Here is a 16,798-nt window from a genome sequence, read left to right as displayed (position 1 = left end):
CCCATGCTCGATACACAGAACGTCGTCAGCCTCACGGTTGACGGTGTGGATTACAGCGGCTGGAAATCAGTGGAGATCTCGGCAGGGCTGGAGCGCCAGGCCCGGGACTTCAACCTGGGTATTACCTGGAAGTGGGGCGATCAGAAGATCGAGGTGCCGATCAAACAGGGTGCAAAGTGTCAGGTGAGCATCGGCGATGACCTGGTGCTAACCGGCTGGGTGTTCGGTACGCCGATCAGCTATGACGACAAGCAGATCACTCGGTCGGTCACCGGGCGGTCGCTGCCGGCGGATCTGGTGGACTGCGCCGCGGTGAACAAGCCGGGGCAGTGGAATAGCCAGGGCGTGCTGTCGATCGTCAAGGCGCTGGCCGCGCCCTACAAGATCGCCGTGCGCAGCGAGATCCCCGAAAGCTCGAAGCTGTCCGACCACACCATTGAGCCCGGCGAGTCGGCGTTTGAGTCCATTGACCGACTACTGACGCTGTTCCGGGTGTTCTCCACTGATGACGCCCGCGGTAGGGCGGTGCTCGCCAAACCGGGCAGCGAGGGGCGGGCCTTCGATGCGCTGGCCGTGGGGCGGAACATCAAAGCCGGCGATGCTCCGCTCGACTTCTCTGGGGTGTATTCGGAGTACCAGGTGCTGGGACAAAAGACCGGTACCGATGAAGAGTTCGGCGAAGCAGCGGCGGAAGTGTCGGCCAAGGTTACGGACGAACGAACGACCCGACGGCGCGTGAAGATCATTCAGGAGTCGGGACAGGTCACCCAGGAGCTGGCCCAGGCCCGGGCCAACTGGGAGCGCAGCACGCGAATGGGCAAAGCGCTTTCCGCAACCTACACGGTGCAGGGCTGGCGGCAATCGAACGGCCAGCTGTGGAAGCACAACATGATCGTCCGTGTTGTAGATCCGATCATTGGCTTCGACCGCGACATGCTGATCGCCGAGATCACCTACAGCCTGAGCGACCAGGGCATGACCACGAAAATGCTGGTCGGCCCGCCGGATGGTTTCGAGCCCGAGCCGGACGATTCACACAAGAACCGCAAGCTGAAGAAGGGCGGCAAGGGCGACAACTTCGAATACCTGATTCCCGCTGACTACGAGCCTAAAAAATGAGCCTGATGAAGATGCTTGCCCGCGGCACGGTGGTACTGGCCGACGCGGCGAAGAAGCTGCAAACCCTGCAGGTGCGGCTGACGGCTGGAGAAGTGAAGGACAAGGTTGAACACTTCGAACCCTATGGCCTCACCAGCCACCCACTGGCGGGCGCTGAGGTGTTGACGGCGTTCCTCGGTGGGGATCGGTCCCATGGGGTGGTACTGGTGGCTTCAGATCGCCGGTACCGCGTGCAGGAGTTGAAGCCCGGTGAGGTCGCTATTTACAGCGACGAAGGCGACAAGGTGCACCTCAAGCGCGGACGGGTGATCGAGGTGGTCACCGAGACGCTGAACATCACCGCCAGTGGCGCCGTGAACATCGATACACCGCTGCTCACACAGACAGGGAAGATTGTTTCACAGGGTGACCAGATTGCTGGCGGCGTCAGCCAGATCAAGCACGTTCACGGCGGCGTCATGCCTGGCCCGGGCCAGACCACCGCGCCTGTTCCAGGGGGCTGACGATGATCATATCGGGAACCCTTGAAACCTCGCTTGTTCGGGCTGTGGTGATCAGCCTGTTTACCTGGCGCCGTGCCGCGACCGATGACCCGATTGACGATGAAGAGCGCTTCGGCTGGTGGGGCGATAGCTTCCCGGCGGTGGTCGATGATCGGATCGGCTCCCGCCTGTGGTTGTTGCGCCGGGTAAAGCTCACCCGAGAAACCCAGCTCGATGCCGAGTTCTATGCCCGGGAGGCCCTGCAATGGCTGCTCGACGACGGCGAGGTCATTCGCATCGAGATCCGCAGCGAGCGGGCCACGGACAGCCGCCTGAACCTCGGTGTAATTCTGACCATCTCCACGGGCGAACGCCTGGAGATCCACCCAACAGAGCTATGGCAGGTGATTTATGCCGTTTGAAACCCCCACGCTTCCCGTGCTGGTCAATCGCACACAAAGCGACCTGGCCGGCGATGCGTTGCGGCGCTCCGATGCTCAGGTGTTGGCCCGAACGCTGAGCGGTGCTGCCTTCGGCCTGTACGGTTACCTGGGCTGGATCGCCGAGCAGATTCTGCCGGACACGGCTGAAGTCGAAACACTGGAGCGGATCGCCTCCCTTCGCCTTAATCAGCCAAGGAAGGCTGCCCAGCCGGCCCACGGTACGGCCAGTTTTACCGCAGCTGCCGGCGCGGTGCTGGATGCTGACACGGTATTGCAGGCCAGTGATGGCCGGGGTTACCGCGTCACTGCTGAAGTAACCACCGTTGCCGGTACCAACACCGCAGCGCTTGAAGCGGTGGACGCTGGAACGCTGGGTAACACGGACGCTGGCCTGGTGCTAAACCTCGTTCAGCCAGTCCAGGGGGTAGCTGACTCGTTTGTCGTCCTAGCCCCCGGCCTGCTGGGTGGTGTGGCCCAGGAAAGCGTGGAGTCATTGCGGGCCCGCGTCATTCAGTCCTATCGCGTGATACCTCATGGCGGCTCGGCGGATGACTATGAAACCTGGGCGTTGGAATGCCCAGGCATTACCCGGGCTTGGACCCGACGGCTGTACCTGGGGCCGGGCACCGTGGCGGTGTTCGTAATGCGCGACGACGATACCGATCCGGTGCCAACAGCTGAACAACTGGCCGAGGTGAAGCAGTACATCGAGCCGCGACGACCGGTAACGGCTGAGGTGTACGTCTTGGCCCCAACGCGCAAACAGGTGGTGTACAGCATCCGGCTGAACCCGGATACCTCTGCAGTTCGAGCTGCAGTCGAGGCGCAGTTGCGTGACCTGCATGCGCGTGAGGCCGCGCTGGGTGAGGCTCTTTTGCTGACTCACATCGCCGAGGCCATCAGCGGGGCCGCTGGTGAATGGGACCACCGACTGGTGGCGCCGGTTACTGATGTAGCAGCCGAGCCTAACGAGCTGCTGACGTATGGGGGCTGCCTATGGCTGGCTTGAGAACGGCGCAGCAGTACCGCGCCCAGTTGAGGGCGTTGCTTCCCGCGGGGCCGGCCTGGGAGCCTGAGCGCGTCCCTGAGTTGGCGTTAGTGCTGACGGGCTTGGCGCAGGAGCTGGCGCGCATCGAGGCCCGGGCTTTCGCTTTGCTGAATGAGATGGATGCCGGCGGCGTGAATGAGCTGGTGCCTGACTGGGAGCGCGTCATGGGGCTGCCAGATCCTTGCATCGGGCTTGAGCCCGTATTTGAGGACCGCCGTCTGGCAGTGCGCCAACGGCTGACGGCAGTCGGCGGACAATCCTGTGGCTACTTTATCGAGATCGCGGTTCGCCTCGGCTACCCCGAACCCACCATCACGGAACGCCGGGCGCCGCGGTTTGGCCGCTCCCGCTTTGGCGCAGCCCACTTCGGCACCTGGTCAGCACAGTTTATGTGGACGCTCAACACCGGCCCGCGCCGCCGCCTGGGTCGGCGCTTCGGTGCCAGCTACTGGGGCGAGCGATTCGGGGTCAACCCGAGCGGCGCCCTGGAGTGTGTCATTCGTCGCAGCGCCCCGGCGCATGCACTGGAATCAATCAATTATGGGGTGGGTGTGTAGATGGACTATCCGAGAAGCGTACCGAACGTGGGGCTGGTCAATGGCAAGTTTGTTGACGAGAACACCGCGACCGGGCAAGTCGGCTCGCTGATCCCGTCGAGCTGGGGCAATGCGGTAACTGATGAGCTGCTGAACGTCATTCAGGCCGGTGGTGAGCAGCCAGCAGAGAACGACAATGACCAGCTGTTGGCCGCGATCAAGGCCATTGTGCGGGACTCGATCCCGCCGGAGAAGATCCGCACGACGCTTGCTGAGTACGGCATTACCGACGCTTACACCAAGTCGGTGACGTACACAAAGGCAGAGGTCGAGGCGCTGCTCAAGAACATGTCAGCGCTGCCTGTGGGTGCCATGGTGCCGTTTCCAAAAGGGACTGTGCCGGCGGGCTTTCTGGAGGTGGATGGCAGCGTGCAGAGCGCGGTGACCTATCCCGACCTGGCGGCGTACCTGGGGACCACATTCAACCAGGGTAACGAAGGGGCGGGGAACTTCCGGTTGCCTGATTCCCGGGGTGAATTCCTGCGCGGCTGGGACCATGGGCGTGGGGTTGATGCTGGTCGGGGGCTTGGCAGCAAGCAGCTTGACGCGATGGAAATCATTACAGGTAACGTCGGGGGAGTGCGCAATGACACCGCTTCTGTAACTCCGAGCGGACCGTTTTCCACTGTCAGCGAAGCGGGCAATTTCGCGACCGGTCCTGGTCGCCTTACCAGTGTTGTGTTCGATTCCTCAAAAGTTGTTAGAACGGCAACCGAAACTCGACCGCGCAATCTGGCGGTTATGTGGTGCATCAAGGCGTGGAACGCCCCAGTCAATCAGGGAAACATTGACGTTGCGGCGCTGGCCTCGCTAGCCGCCCAAGCGACTGAGATTAATCAGGGCACAGCAAAAGTCGCCACCACAGCGCAAATGCTTGATAGCGCGAACGACTTTGTTTTGTCGACACCGAAGAAGCTGCGTTGGGGCTTCTCGATCAGTCTCGCGGCGAATGGATACATTGCGTTTCCTTCCTGGCTTGGCGGACTGGTTCTTCAGTGGGGTGCATCCCTAGGTTTCAGCTCCACCCCTGTCGCTGTGACATTCCCGATGGCATTTCCTAATGCTGCTTTTGCGGTAGTGGCCACTACTCACATAGGGGCAACGAATGCCGCGCCGACCCAAGACGCTGTCGCATCGTTTGGGCTATCGCAGACGGGGGTCAGCTTCAGGACCAACGCGGGCGCCGCACCTAACGGCGCAAAATACATCGCAGTCGGCAACTGAGGGAGGCCATATGCGCTTTTATAGTCAGACAACTCAAACAACGTACCTGCGCGGCATGCACGCGTCGATGCCGGCAGATGCAGTCGAAATCACTGATGAGCTTTACATTGCGGTGGTCGGTAACCCTCCTGCAGGCAAAGCTCGCGCTCACGATGAACGCGGTCTGCCATACCTTGTCGATGCCCCTGAGGTGGTCCCAGATCCGGCAGCACTGGAGCGCGAGTGGCGCGACGATGAGCTGTCCTCGGTGATGTGGTTGCGCGAGCGTCACCGTGACCAGCTCGAAATAGGCACGGCTACCACGCTGACAGGTGATCAGTTCAACGAGCTGCTGTTGTACATGCAGGCCCTGCGCGACTGGCCGCAGTCATCTGACTTCCCACAAGCCGAGCACCGACCAGTGGCGCTGCCCTGGATCGCTGAGCAAGTCGAGTAGACGCCCCGCACCGACGGGGCGTTTTCATTTCTGACCTACGAGGTTCTACTTATGCCCATCACAACGCAGCAACTGCTGCAGATCCTCCCCAACGCCGGCGCTAAAGCCGGCGTTTTTGTTCCTGCTCTCAACGCCGCCATGAGCAAGTACGGCATCGTCACCCGCCTGCGCATGGCGGCGTTCATCGCGCAGATCGGTCACGAGTCCGGCCAGCTTCTGTACGTGCGCGAGCTGGGCAGCGATCAGTACTTGAGCAAGTACGACACCGGCACCTTGGCCAAGCGTCTGGGCAATACCCCCGAAGCGGATGGCGACGGCCAGAAGTACCGGGGCCGGGGGCTGATTCAGGTCACGGGCCGGGCGAACTATGAAGCCTGTAGCGAAGCGCTGTTCAGCGATGCTCGACTGCTCAACACCCCGGAGCTGCTGGAAACCCCAGTCTATGCCGCGCTGTCGGCGGGCTGGTTTTGGCAGCGGGCGAGCCTGAACACTCTGGCCGACAAGGGCGACTTTCTCACCATCACCAAGCGCATCAACGGCGGAACCAACGGCTTGGCGGATCGCGAGGCGCTGTATCAGCGTGCATTGAAGGTGCTGCCTTGAAGGCCCCGGCCTGGCTGTTGCCGGTCCTGGCCCTGGTGCTGGGGTTCGCCTTGGGTGGTTGGCTGGCCTGGACGTGGCAGGCCAACGCCTACGGCAAGGATCTCGCTGATCAGGCCGAGGCGTACAGCACTGATCGCGAGCAGGCCGCCACGGCGGTGATCAACTGGCAGGAAACCCAGCAGGACGCCCGCCGGGCGCTGGAGGACCGCCTGCAGGCGAATGACGAAACCCATTACAAGGAGCTGCGCGATGCTCAAACGAAGCAGGCTCGCCTGCGTGATCGGCTTGCTACTGCTGACCTGCGGCTGTCAGTCCTACTCAACACCGCCGCCTCGGGTGGTAGTGGTGGGGTGTCAGCCACCGCCAGCACCTGCGGCGTGGTTCATGGAAGAGCGCGAGCCGAACTTGACCCAGCGGCTGCTCAACGAATTGTCACCATCGCTGGAGACGGTGACCAAGGATTGATCGCTTTGGCGGCCTGCCAGAGCTATATCAAAGAAATCGTTTCAACGAAGTAAAAAGGAGCGGTCGGGCCAGATGCGTCAACATCTAACCCGGCTGCTGTCCTCGCAGAAAGTTTCTGCAAGTCCCGCCAAGGCTCTTGCTCTGTACATAAAGCGCGGCGAGATGAGGTGCTTCGGCCCATCGGAAGCATCCCGCCCGCGGAGGCCGAAGCAAACCACTGCACCGCTCTGGAAACTCCGGCCATAGCCCCCGTCACGAAGAGCAGTCAGCCCCCGGCAAAACTGGCGCGGTTCATCACCCGTTGCTGAACAGAATCTGCTGCACGTGGGTCGTATACTTGCCAATATCGATCACCGTCTGCCGGTTTCTGACCGTATTATAGGTATGATATTCGTCCATCAATTTCAGGCAACGTCGCGCCACCCGCATATCCCTGAGAAGCGCCAGGGTCGGGTAGAGTTCCATGTGATCGATCACGTCCCAATTGATGGCGGGTTTCAATGATTCCGTCCAAGCATCATAGGTGTTCGCGGTGACGGATCCGCCAATTTTGGTCAGGGACGTCTTCTCGTACTTGCTGATATTCGATTCCGATTCCTCATGGCCTTCGCTATGGGTGTAGTCCGAGCCACCACCGAAGCCCTTGATGGCCAACTTGAAGCCGACCGAGAACTCCTTTTCCTCCGACCGGGATTCCGTGTATTCCGATACCTCGGCGTTTTCCTCGCTGACCAGCATGCCGCCCAGGGTGAAGGTCCGAGCGACATAGTAGCCGCGGCTGTTCAAGGTTTCGATCAAGTTGACATAGGCGTCAATTTCGTAGCTTGGCGAGATGGCCGTGGCGATGGCGCTTTCGAAATCGGAAACCAGGACGAGGTTCGCGCGCTCTTGGGAGAGGGCGACCTTATTCACCATGTACTTGCCAAGCAGGTACTGTTTTACTTTTTTCGATGTCGTCGTATGGGATTGGGCATAGGAGAAGTCGGTCTGGCCTCCGCCGATGGGGGTTGTCACCGATACCGAGCTTTTGTCGGAAGTGGTCAGGGCCAAGGTGTTCCCCACCTCGGAAAAGGTGGAGATGACGCGGTTCTCGCTCATGTAGGTGGGCTTGGTCGACGCGGGGAGCTGGTTGGCGTTCCATGAGGCGATACAGGGCTTGAAGGTCCGATAAAACCCCTTGTCTTCCGCCGCCGTGATGCCCCGATAGATTTCAATCTCGTTGAACAGGGCCAGCTTTTGGCTGGTGGTGAGATGATTGTAACGGTCCACCGTCTTGTCCGGATCCTCCAGGCCCGTCGACGCCACGCCAATCATGAGCGTGCCGGAGCCATCGGCGCCGACCAAGGCCGACAAGTGCACGTCGTCTTCGTCATCCCGATCGACCGGGGCGCCGCGGAGAAGAAAATCATCGGCGGAGGTCATAAGCTCTTTGCTGGTCAGAACCTCGCGGGTTGCCGTTAATGAGGCGTTCAGATCCAGGGCCACGTTGCGACGTTGACCATCGGTGCGTTCGACTAAAACAAGTGTAGTTGCCATATGTCTTATTCCTTTTTTATGTGTATCTTTAAAGGGGATAATCCAATTACCCTAGAGGTGGTAAGTATCGTGGTGGGCGGTAGGGCGCGTTCATCTCATTTGATATGAGGTGCAGTGATCGTTTTCAATCCACGGCCCAAGGACCGGGCGTGTTCAGGACATTAATGACCTTGTCAGCGGATTCCTTGTCCTTGAAGACGAAGAAGTAAAAGATAACCGCGCCAATGACGTTCTGGTTGGGGTCATCTTCTTTGAGAACCTGGATCGAGCCGAAAGTTTGGTCTGATTGGGGGCCGCGCGAGGGGGCGCCCGTCTCGATGGAATCGCCCGGTACGTAGACATCCCCGGACGGGTCTCCTGGAGTGAATCGCTCGTTTGCCGCCACGCTCTTGAGATTTAGGCTCGCGCCCTGAAAAGCCATCGATCGGGGGGCGGTGGGCGCGGGCGCTTCCATGTTACTGGTGTAGGTTTTGCCATTTTTTTTATAACTAGTAAGACGCCATGTTTTCACCGTAATTTTTTGGTAATACACAACTTCCTGTGTTGGTATGTTGAGTGATGCCGTACTCTCAATTTGGATAGAATTATTAGAGCTTTGATAGCGTCTCAGGGTACTGAAGGATTGATGGTTGGGGTTGTCCCCATATGTATTGTAGAGGGAGCTGCAGATAGTGTCCTTTTCGCTGCTCACCGAATAACCAAAGCCAGCCGCGCCCCAGGAACTGATTTCGAAGTTCACCACTGAGCCTTTCTCGCAGATGACAACCCGATCGTAGAAGGCGTTGCTCTGCTCGTTGGTCGGTTGAACATCCCTCAGCATGATGGGATCGAATTTTCCCTGGTTGGCGGTTATGGCCTTGCTGTCACTCTTATTCAGAGTGATCCGAACCCCGGCGTTCCGGTTGTAGAGCCAATCCGTCTGGGTGCCAAAAAGGTCGGTCTTGTTTCCGGCCACCAAAGCCATTTGCACGATGGTGTTGGTGTTTGTCGTGGGGTCGGGAAAGGCAATGCTTGAAATGGGCTTGCGGGCCTCTACGGAGCGATCGTTCAGGATGGTTTTTTGTTCAGTGAACCCATTGTAATATATGAAGTTGTAATCATCCGCCGCCGCCCCGATCTTGTTCCGAAGCACGGAAAGGTAGTCTGTGGGGAGGGCATCAACAATACGTTTGTTACCGCTCAAATAGACGGAGTACTGTGACATGGGATATTGCTTCCTAGTTTGATGGATTCCCTAGGATAGTACATATACAAATTGGACTTGCCCCTACAAAACCGGACACCAACTCCCCGTTAAACTGATGCAGCTGCCAAGCGCCTGAACTCCCTCGGCGAGCGATAGTTCAATGCGCTGTGCGGATGCTGCTCACATTGTAATGCTCAAATGCAATTGCCAGGTTACGCAGCGCCGTTTCTCGATCCGGCTTGGGCATGTGCGCGACGTAATCCCGCTTGATCGTCTTCACGAAGCTCTCGGCCATGCCATTGCTCTGCAAGCAGCGATCGATGACGTCCAGGATGCCCAATGCCAGTTACTGCTTCTCCAGCAGATGTCGGAAATTCATGATCGTGGTGTCTTCGCAGATCGGAGCGCTGAGCGTCAGCCGGGCGAACTGACGCATTGAGGTGATTTCATAGAGCGCTTCTTCCATGTCGGGGTCGCTGAGAGAAAACCAGTTCTGCAGCAGATGAATGCGCAGCATGGTCTCGAATGGATACGGCTGCGACCACCGCCAGCCTTTGGGTAATGAGGTTCGATCAAGGCCACCTGTCCGCTCCAGGTAACGAACTGTTCCATCTCGGCCAGGAGTCGCTCGCGACGTGTCTGCTGGCGCTTGCCGGCATACTCGAAATCGGAAAAGCTCATCTGATTCGTGGGACTGGCTGGTGCTCGTAGCGAAAGGAGTGAGCTATTTCAGCACAGCAAGCGGATGCTGTACTGAACTTGATCGGAGAACCCTTAAGTCCAAGAGGTGCTTACAAAACCAAGGGCTATTCACAACAATTCACTATAAGAATCTTCCTATTTATTGAGAGAAATCTTGAAATTATCATTCAGGTGGCAATGGACTAGATAAAGGGCATGAAGCCGTTAATTTATCATTCTGATAGTGAGATCACGAGAAACTCCTAATGAAAAAAATTCTTATAACCCTCGCTGCTAGCGCAGCTGTAGTGAGCACCTTCAGTGCCTCTGCTGTTGACGGCATCATCAATTTCACTGGCTCGGTCAGTAACCAGACCTGCACCATTGAAGGCAACACTGGCACCACCGCCAAAACCGTGACCATGGATCAGGTAGCTGCTTCGTCGATGGCGGCCGTAGGCCAGACTGCCGGCCGCAAAGATTTCACCTTGGAGCTCACCGCGTGCACAGGCTCCAGTGCACTAGTGCGTTTTGAACAAGGCGCCACGGTTGACGCAGCCACCGGTAACTTGATCAACCAGACCGCTGGTGGTTCTAACGTTCAGATCCAACTCCTGAATGCCAACATGGAACCGATCAACTTACAGACCAACTCAAACTCTTTGTCGACTGCTATCACAGATAAAGAAGCTAGCGTGAAATTCTATGCGCAGTATGTGGCAGCAACAGCCGCTGCTACAGCCGGTCAGGTGACTTCGAGCGTGCAGTTCTCGATGGACTACAATTGAGTGCTAACGCTCGCAGCCTAGCTGCGAGCGCTTTCAGGGCCAATTTTATGAAAACCTGTCTTGCTTGCTTTGCCGCAATGGCGCTTGGCGGTTTACTGCTCAGTGCTATGAACACTGCTTCGGCCAATGTGGTAATTGCCGGCACTCGTTTGGTGTATCCCGCCAATGAGCGCGAAATCACCATCAAGCTGGATAACGTTGGCAATGAACCTGCGCTGGTACAAGCGTGGGTCGACAGTGGCAATGCGGACTCAAGAGCCGATCAGGCCAATGCCCCTTTTCTTCTAATGCCACCTGTGGCACGCATTTCGCCTAAACGCTCGCAAACGCTGCGGATGACTTACACCGGTGATCCGTTGCCGCAGGATGTGGAGTCTGTGTTCTGGCTAAACATACTGGACGTCCCACCGCTACCCAAAAGTGCCGATAACAACTTTATGCAGGTGGCTTTCAAATCCCGCATCAAGGTGTTCTTCCGGCCGGAAGGCTTGACAGGTTATGCCGATGACACACCTGCGGCAGTGACCTGGAAGCTGGTCCCGCACGGCGAAGGTTTTGCTTTACGCGGCACTAACCCGACTGTATTCAGCGCTTCGTACAACAAAACCGAGCTGTTGGTAGGTAGCAAAACCTACAGCAGCAACGGTGGATTGATTCCGGCCAGAGGCGTCTTCGAATTCCCGTTGGAAGGTCTGCAAGCTCGCCCGCAGGGCAGCGCCACTGTTCGTTACGAATGGATCAACGACTACGGCGCGGCTAAGTCGGTTGAGACCAAGCTGGGCGATTAACACTAGCTGCATTAGTCCACGCATATCCCCACGCACTTAACCCAATTAAGAGTCAGCCTATGCGGCTGCGCTGTGATTGCTTGCTTTTATGTAGCAGGCCGGCTCAGGACTCCCAGCGATGTTTGAACTCAGCCTTCTGCGTGCGCAGATCAAGGCGCAGCACCTCCGTACAAGCATGTTGCTTATCGCTATGCTAACCCCCTGTGTGGTACTGGCAGATGACGACGAACAAGTCGACTTCAACCCTAGCTTCATGACTGATAGCGAGGGTCGGTTGATGGACCTTTCTGCTTTCAAAAACGGCAACCCGCTTACCCCAGGGACCTACCGCACCGACATTTACCTCAACGGTAAATGGCAGGGGCGTGAGTCGTTGATCATCACCAAAGAGCGTGCTGGTGCGGCAGCACATTTTTGCTTCAAGCTCGAAGCCCTCAAGCGGTGGGGCTTGAACCTCGACTCGTTGCCCAACCAAGCTACCTTGGCTTCACTACTGCACGATACCGGTTGCGTCGAGCTGTCACGCCTAGCGCCTGATATCCAAGTCGACGTGGACATGAGCGAATTACGCGCGGACTTGACCATCTCCCAAGCTTATCTTAAGCGGGTTTCACGCGGTTACGTGGACCCCAATAACTGGGACAGCGGCATGAACGCAGCCTTTGTGAACTACAACTCCAACCTGTATCAGAGCGAGGCCCAAGGTGTGGCCAGTACTCAGTCTTATGTGGGGGTGAACACAGGCATCAACGTGGACGAGTGGCGCTTGCGTCATAACGGGTCCTATAGTTACAAGCGATCCGCCCGCAGCGCTTCGCAGAGTGGCTACACGTCCAACAGCAGCTACGTGCAACGTGACCTCACCGGGTTGAGGTCACAGCTGACCCTTGGCCAGTACTACACCCCCGGCGAGCTGTTCGACAGCGTGCCGTTCAGTGGGGTGCAAGTCAGCAGCGATGACCGCATGCTGCCTGACTCCATGCGCGGTTTTGCTCCGCCTGTGCGTGGTGTGGCCGACACTAACGCCAAAGTCACCATCCGCCAGGGCGAGAGTATTCTCTACGAAACCACCGTGGCGCCAGGCCCTTTCGTTATAGATGACCTGTACAGCACCGGCTACTCAGGCGATCTGTCGGTGACCGTCACTGAGGCAGATGGGCGTGCTCGCTCATTCGTGGTGCCTTTCGCCTCCGTGGCGCAATTGCTTCGCCCTGGTACTTCGCGATTCAGCGTGAGCGTCGGTAAGTACCGCGATGAGTTTTTGAGCAAAACGCCGAACTTCATTCAGGGCACGTATCAGCGCGGTTTGTCAGATAAGTGGAGCGCCTACACCGGCAGCATCATCGCTGAACGCTACATGGCCGTGCAAGGCGGTGCTGCCTGGAGTACACCTTGGGGGGCAATGGCACTGGACGTGACGGAGTCCCAAGCTAGCGATTGGGCGAAGACCCAAGCAAACCTCGATACGACCATGCGCGGTCGTAGCTATCGGCTGACCTACAGCAAACTGCTGGCCGCGACCCAGACCAACTTCACCGTGGCCGCCTATCGCTTTTCCAGCGAGGGCTACCTGAAATTCAGCGACTACGCCCAACTGCAAAGCGGCGATAACGCTTCAGGGCAACGTCAGCGCAGCCGTTTTCAGATCAACGTCAATCAGCCCTTGGGCAATGGACGCGGCAGTGTTTACTTCACCGGCTCGGCACAGAACTATTGGAATACCGAACAGCGTAGCAACGTGACGTATCAGGCGGGGTACAGCAATGGTTATAACTGGGGCTCATTCAACCTCAGCGCCAGCCGGACCAGCGACTATCAAGGCGCGTTTGACACTCAATATACGGTTGGCTTCAACATTCCGTTCGGTCGCACCCGCTCCAATTACGTCAGCACCACTATGCGCTATGCCGACAATGGCAACAGCAATACCCAAGTCAACTTGGGCGGCAGCGCGGGCGATGACAACCGGTTGAACTACAACGTTTACGGCTCAGCAGACAAAAACGCGGGAGCCTCTACCACGAGTGCGGGCTCGACCGTGCAGTACCGTACAAATAAAGCCCAAATCAGTGCTGGCGTGGACACTGGAAAAGACTATAAGCAGGCCAACGTGGGTATCAGCGGCAGCCTGGTGACCCATACGGGCGGGGTGACGTTCAGCTCAGAGCAAGGTGAAACCATGGCACTGATCGAAGCCAAAGGAGCCGCCGGGGCACGGGTCAATAACAGCTCGACTGCCGTGATCGACAGCAATGGTTATGCGCTGGTGCCGGGGCTGGTGCCTTATCACCAGAACGACATGTCTATCGACCCAAAAAACACCGATGACTCGGTTGAGCTCGAAAGCACATCGCAAATGATCGCACCGCGTTACGGGGCCATTGCACGGGTGCAATACGCGACCGTTTCCGGCACGCCAGTGTTACTGCACGTCACCCGTGACGACGGCAAAAGCCTGCCGATGGGTGCCCAGGTTGAAGACAATCAGGGCAACTACCTGACCATGGTGGGCCAGGGTGGACGGTTGTTCATTCGGACGGATAAGACCCAGGGTCAATTGGTGATCCGTTGGGGTAACAAAGAGTTTGAAAGTTGTAGTGTCGATTATGTTCTGGCGGCCGTAAATACTAAGCAGCGAGGCTATACTCGATTGGACAGCACGTGCGCAGTGCAATGAGGACTGTATTGATAAGCAGCCAAAGCCACTGCATTGTGAGATTATACAGAGAGGGGTTATGAAGGCACTATTATTCAGATCTAAGTCCTGGGTTGGTGCTGTAGCGGGAGTTTTTTTTGCCCTGGATTCAACAGCCTCATGGGCATACTGCAAGCCGATGACGCCGGGGGTGCCTAGATATAACTTTAGCGTGCCGACTCTGAGTATTCCTAGAGACACACCCAACGGCACTGAAATATATCGCTCGGATACAATATCGCTTGGCGCTATCGCTGCTATTATTTGTGACGCGCCCGGTGCTTCCGGTTATCGATCAATTAGAGGAGCCACAGGAAATTCCGACCCAAGCCCAATAGGAAGCTCGGGGCTGGGCTGGAGGTTGTGGATTGACAATGATTATGCCAAGCAATATCCGAGCGGAAAAACATATTATAAGGGTGGCCCCTATGAGACGAACCGTAAAGTTGGTATTGTTCTATATAAAATGAGCGAGATATCATCCGTAGATGCAGGTGTTTTAGGCCATTTTTATGTGCAAGATCAAATAATGTATTCTATAGCGCTAGACAATTCCATAAATGCTGTTGTACGTAGCTGCGAGACACCTTCAATAAATGTTAATCTTGGACCCCAGTACAGTGGTAAGTTTAAGGGGGTTGGCTCCACCATCGGCGAAAGGAATTTCAGTATTAAGCTCAATAACTGTCCGGCTGGTATCAATAGCATAAGTTATCGTCTTGATCCGGTAAATACTGCCCTAGACGCTAAAAGCGGTATCCTTGCACTTGATCCTAATGGCGCTACAGGCGTCGGTATCAAAATTATGGATGATAATGGTGCATCCGTAGGGTTAGGGGAAATCCGTAAGTTCCTAAGTAACGTCTCCGCAGGCAACCACACTATTCCTCTGAAAGCGGCCTACTATAAATCATCCGACTCGGTGACGGGCGGTGCGGCCAATGCATCAATGCAATTTACCATTATTTATCAATAAACCAAGCCTGAAGCGCTAAACTTTTACACCTAAATATTTAGGTGGGCTATACTCACTTTCGGGGTCGCAGAAATAGGTTTTTTCAACCTGACTTAGTTGCTGGCTTCCTAGTGTTCTGAGCGCTTAATTCATTAGCTTATTCTTTATCACACTCAGCTTTGCCATATGTATCGAACTGATGATGGTCGCTGCGGTCTTAGTACGTTTGAACGACTTGGCTGAATGCTCGTTATGAGCAGTAACACTGGTGAAGACACCTCGATACAGCACACGTCTCTCCAGCTGTTAAAACCAGCCTTCCACCGCGTTTAGCCAGGACGCACTGGTCAGCGTGAAGTGCAGCTTGAAGCGCGGATGTTTTTCCAACCGGTCTTAATCGCTGCGGTTTGTGGGTCGAATTGTTGTCCAGGATCGCATGGAGATCCAGCTCGGCAGGTGTGTTGTTATCAATCTGCCGGAGGAAATCCAGAAACTTCTTGGCCCGGTGCAGCTGGGTAATCCGGCCCATTACTTCACCGGTTATGATGTCGAACGCGACGTACAGGCTCGCCGTGCCATGGCGCTTGTAATCATGGGTTCGCCGCTCAATCTGCCCAGGCCGAAGTTGCAGCATTGGCTGAGTACGATCCAGCGCCTGGATCTGAGTCTTCTCGTCAACCGACAGCACCATGGCGTTGTCCGGAGGACTCAGGAAGAGCCCAACCACATCAATGACTTTCTCGGCGAAGTGCGGATCGTTGCTGATCTTGAATGTCTTCAGTCGGTGCAGCTTGAGATCGGACACAGCCTATATCTGTCGGACTTGCTAGGTGGTAACGCGAGCGTACTTGGCCATCAACCTGACGCTCCAGTGCGTAGCTTCCTTGGGAATTCGCTGTGTTGTCAGGGTCAGGATTTCTTTGACTTTCTCAGCGCCCAGCTTCAAATGCTGACCGCTACGCGGGAGGTCGTTCAGGCCGTCGATGCCCGACTCCAAATAACGCTTTCGCCACTTGAACACGGTCGGTGTCGTGATCAGTAACTGCCACAGATGGCAATGGGAGTCACCACTTCATTAAGCAAAAGCAGTATCCGTACACGCTAAGCAAGGCTCTGCTCAGGGTACTCATGCGCAGCCAACCTTGAAGCGTAAGAACGTCGGTGGGTTGCAGTGCAAAGTAAGCAACTGGACGAGGCAAGCCTGGAACCATATCGGGGTAAGGGGTGCACAGTATATCGTTGTAGATTAGAAAACGAACTACCCGCTCGCGACACTAGAGGCTTATCGAGCAGCGGCTGTCGTTGTGTTCTGAGCCTCTTAGGGGCGCAAATCAGTTCCGCAATCAAAATCAGGACCCGCGTAGGCCGTGGGCTGCAGCCTTTCTAGGCAATGGTACTTGCGGAACGGATATGTCACTAACTAACTGAAAATCATGAAGTTTTATCTGGATTGCAAATCCGCCTACGCCGGTTCGATTCCGACCTCGGCCTCCACCCTTGAAAACCCCGTAGATTAACGTCTACGGGGTTTTTTATTGCCCGCTTGAAAGTGCTGGCGCACCAAAACTTTCCTATTTCGTCGGGCTCGCGATGTCTCGGACGCGAACGTAAATCTTCTTCGTAGTCTCCTGTTTCGAGTGTCCGAGAAACCGGCTTGCATCGCCTAAATCGAGAATTTTAAGCGCTTACGCAAACATCTCGACACATGCAAAGGCCCTGAAGGCATGAGAGTTTGTGGCTTGGCTGGTGCCGG

15 protein-coding genes and 3 pseudogenes are annotated in these 16,798 nt (G+C 56.6%); 13 read left to right on the top strand and 5 right to left on the bottom strand.

Annotation, left to right across the window (positions count from 1 at the left end; all coding sequences use genetic code 11):
• The first annotated feature begins 3 nt into the window (after nucleotides 1–3).
• From ACMGF8_RS22830 to ACMGF8_RS22790, 9 genes are read left to right on the top strand one after another with little or no spacing between them, the layout of a single operon-like run.
• The gene (locus tag ACMGF8_RS22830) at nucleotides 4–1,119 is read left to right on the top strand and encodes a phage baseplate assembly protein (protein ID WP_416757193.1); all 1,116 of its coding nucleotides are present in this window, start codon (nucleotides 4–6) and stop codon (nucleotides 1,117–1,119) included.
• Nucleotides 1,116–1,622 (top strand): phage baseplate assembly protein V, encoded by a 507-nt coding sequence (locus ACMGF8_RS22825; protein ID WP_416757191.1) that lies wholly within the window; start codon nucleotides 1,116–1,118, stop codon nucleotides 1,620–1,622. Before ACMGF8_RS22830 ends, ACMGF8_RS22825 begins: the two co-directional genes overlap by 4 nt.
• Nucleotides 1,623–1,624: 2 nt before the next feature.
• Nucleotides 1,625–2,023, top strand: a complete 399-nt coding sequence (locus ACMGF8_RS22820; protein ID WP_025128913.1) for a phage GP46 family protein — start codon at nucleotides 1,625–1,627, stop codon at nucleotides 2,021–2,023.
• Nucleotides 2,013–3,053 carry a baseplate J/gp47 family protein gene (locus ACMGF8_RS22815; protein ID WP_416757189.1) on the top strand — a complete coding sequence of 347 codons (1,041 nt, stop codon included), beginning with the start codon at nucleotides 2,013–2,015 and terminating at the stop codon, nucleotides 3,051–3,053. Before ACMGF8_RS22820 ends, ACMGF8_RS22815 begins: the two co-directional genes overlap by 11 nt.
• Nucleotides 3,041–3,649 carry a YmfQ family protein gene (locus tag ACMGF8_RS22810; protein ID WP_416757187.1) on the top strand — a complete coding sequence of 203 codons (609 nt, stop codon included), beginning with the start codon at nucleotides 3,041–3,043 and terminating at the stop codon, nucleotides 3,647–3,649. The genes ACMGF8_RS22815 and ACMGF8_RS22810 overlap by 13 nt, the downstream gene beginning before the upstream one ends.
• The gene (locus ACMGF8_RS22805) at nucleotides 3,650–4,912 is read left to right on the top strand and encodes a phage tail protein (protein ID WP_305949671.1); all 1,263 of its coding nucleotides are present in this window, start codon (nucleotides 3,650–3,652) and stop codon (nucleotides 4,910–4,912) included. It begins immediately after the preceding gene.
• Nucleotides 4,913–4,922: 10 nt separating this feature from the next.
• A complete protein-coding gene (locus tag ACMGF8_RS22800; RefSeq protein ID WP_416757185.1) occupies nucleotides 4,923–5,348 on the top strand; it encodes a phage tail assembly chaperone in 426 nt (141 codons plus the stop codon).
• Between the two features lie 51 nt (nucleotides 5,349–5,399).
• Nucleotides 5,400–5,951 carry a glycoside hydrolase family 19 protein gene (locus tag ACMGF8_RS22795; RefSeq protein ID WP_305949673.1) on the top strand — a complete coding sequence of 184 codons (552 nt, stop codon included), beginning with the start codon at nucleotides 5,400–5,402 and terminating at the stop codon, nucleotides 5,949–5,951.
• Nucleotides 5,948–6,469 (top strand): lysis system i-spanin subunit Rz, encoded by a 522-nt coding sequence (locus tag ACMGF8_RS22790; protein ID WP_416757183.1) that lies wholly within the window; start codon nucleotides 5,948–5,950, stop codon nucleotides 6,467–6,469. Before ACMGF8_RS22795 ends, ACMGF8_RS22790 begins: the two co-directional genes overlap by 4 nt.
• Before the next feature lie 241 nt (nucleotides 6,470–6,710).
• Here the strand turns inward: ACMGF8_RS22790 and ACMGF8_RS22785 are convergent, their stop codons facing one another.
• The 4 genes and pseudogenes from ACMGF8_RS22785 to ACMGF8_RS22770 all read right to left on the bottom strand — a co-directional run.
• Nucleotides 6,711–7,952 (bottom strand): MAC/perforin domain-containing protein, encoded by a 1,242-nt coding sequence (locus ACMGF8_RS22785; protein ID WP_416757181.1) that lies wholly within the window; start codon nucleotides 7,950–7,952, stop codon nucleotides 6,711–6,713.
• Between the two features lie 124 nt (nucleotides 7,953–8,076).
• Nucleotides 8,077–9,156 carry a hypothetical protein gene (locus tag ACMGF8_RS22780; RefSeq protein WP_115580271.1) on the bottom strand — a complete coding sequence of 360 codons (1,080 nt, stop codon included), beginning with the start codon at nucleotides 9,154–9,156 and terminating at the stop codon, nucleotides 8,077–8,079.
• Between the two features lie 89 nt (nucleotides 9,157–9,245).
• Nucleotides 9,246–9,445: pseudogene (locus tag ACMGF8_RS22775) on the bottom strand (integrase core domain-containing protein); the annotation flags it as partial.
• A 42-nt stretch (nucleotides 9,446–9,487) separates the two neighbouring features.
• Nucleotides 9,488–9,819: pseudogene (locus ACMGF8_RS22770) on the bottom strand (transposase); the annotation flags it as partial.
• Nucleotides 9,820–10,085: 266 nt separating this feature from the next.
• Between ACMGF8_RS22770 and ACMGF8_RS22765 the strand changes: the two are divergent.
• The 4 genes from ACMGF8_RS22765 to ACMGF8_RS22750 all read left to right on the top strand — a co-directional run bounded on the left by ACMGF8_RS22765 (nucleotide 10,086) and on the right by ACMGF8_RS22750 (nucleotide 15,066).
• Entirely contained in the window at nucleotides 10,086–10,607 is a 522-nt protein-coding gene (locus ACMGF8_RS22765; protein ID WP_416757179.1) for a fimbrial protein, read from the top strand.
• Nucleotides 10,608–10,654: 47 nt separating this feature from the next.
• Nucleotides 10,655–11,395, top strand: coding sequence for a molecular chaperone (locus tag ACMGF8_RS22760; RefSeq protein ID WP_416757175.1), 741 nt, complete (start codon nucleotides 10,655–10,657; stop codon nucleotides 11,393–11,395).
• Nucleotides 11,396–11,513: 118 nt separating this feature from the next.
• Nucleotides 11,514–14,072 (top strand): fimbria/pilus outer membrane usher protein, encoded by a 2,559-nt coding sequence (locus ACMGF8_RS22755; RefSeq protein ID WP_416757173.1) that lies wholly within the window; start codon nucleotides 11,514–11,516, stop codon nucleotides 14,070–14,072.
• Nucleotides 14,073–14,130: 58 nt separating this feature from the next.
• A complete protein-coding gene (locus ACMGF8_RS22750; RefSeq protein ID WP_416757171.1) occupies nucleotides 14,131–15,066 on the top strand; it encodes a fimbrial protein in 936 nt (311 codons plus the stop codon).
• A 123-nt stretch (nucleotides 15,067–15,189) separates the two neighbouring features.
• Here ACMGF8_RS22750 and ACMGF8_RS22745 read toward each other — a convergent pair.
• A pseudogene (locus tag ACMGF8_RS22745) lies at nucleotides 15,190–16,256 on the bottom strand (IS630 family transposase).
• Nucleotides 16,257–16,798: the final 542 nt, after the last annotated feature.

It is taken from the genome of Pseudomonas sp. BNK-7, from assembly GCF_048072025.1.
In the GTDB taxonomy this organism is placed as follows: domain Bacteria; phylum Pseudomonadota; class Gammaproteobacteria; order Pseudomonadales; family Pseudomonadaceae; genus Aquipseudomonas; species Aquipseudomonas danubii.
Note: the sequence above shows the minus strand (reverse complement) of the source record. Positions and strands in the feature narration are given on the sequence as shown.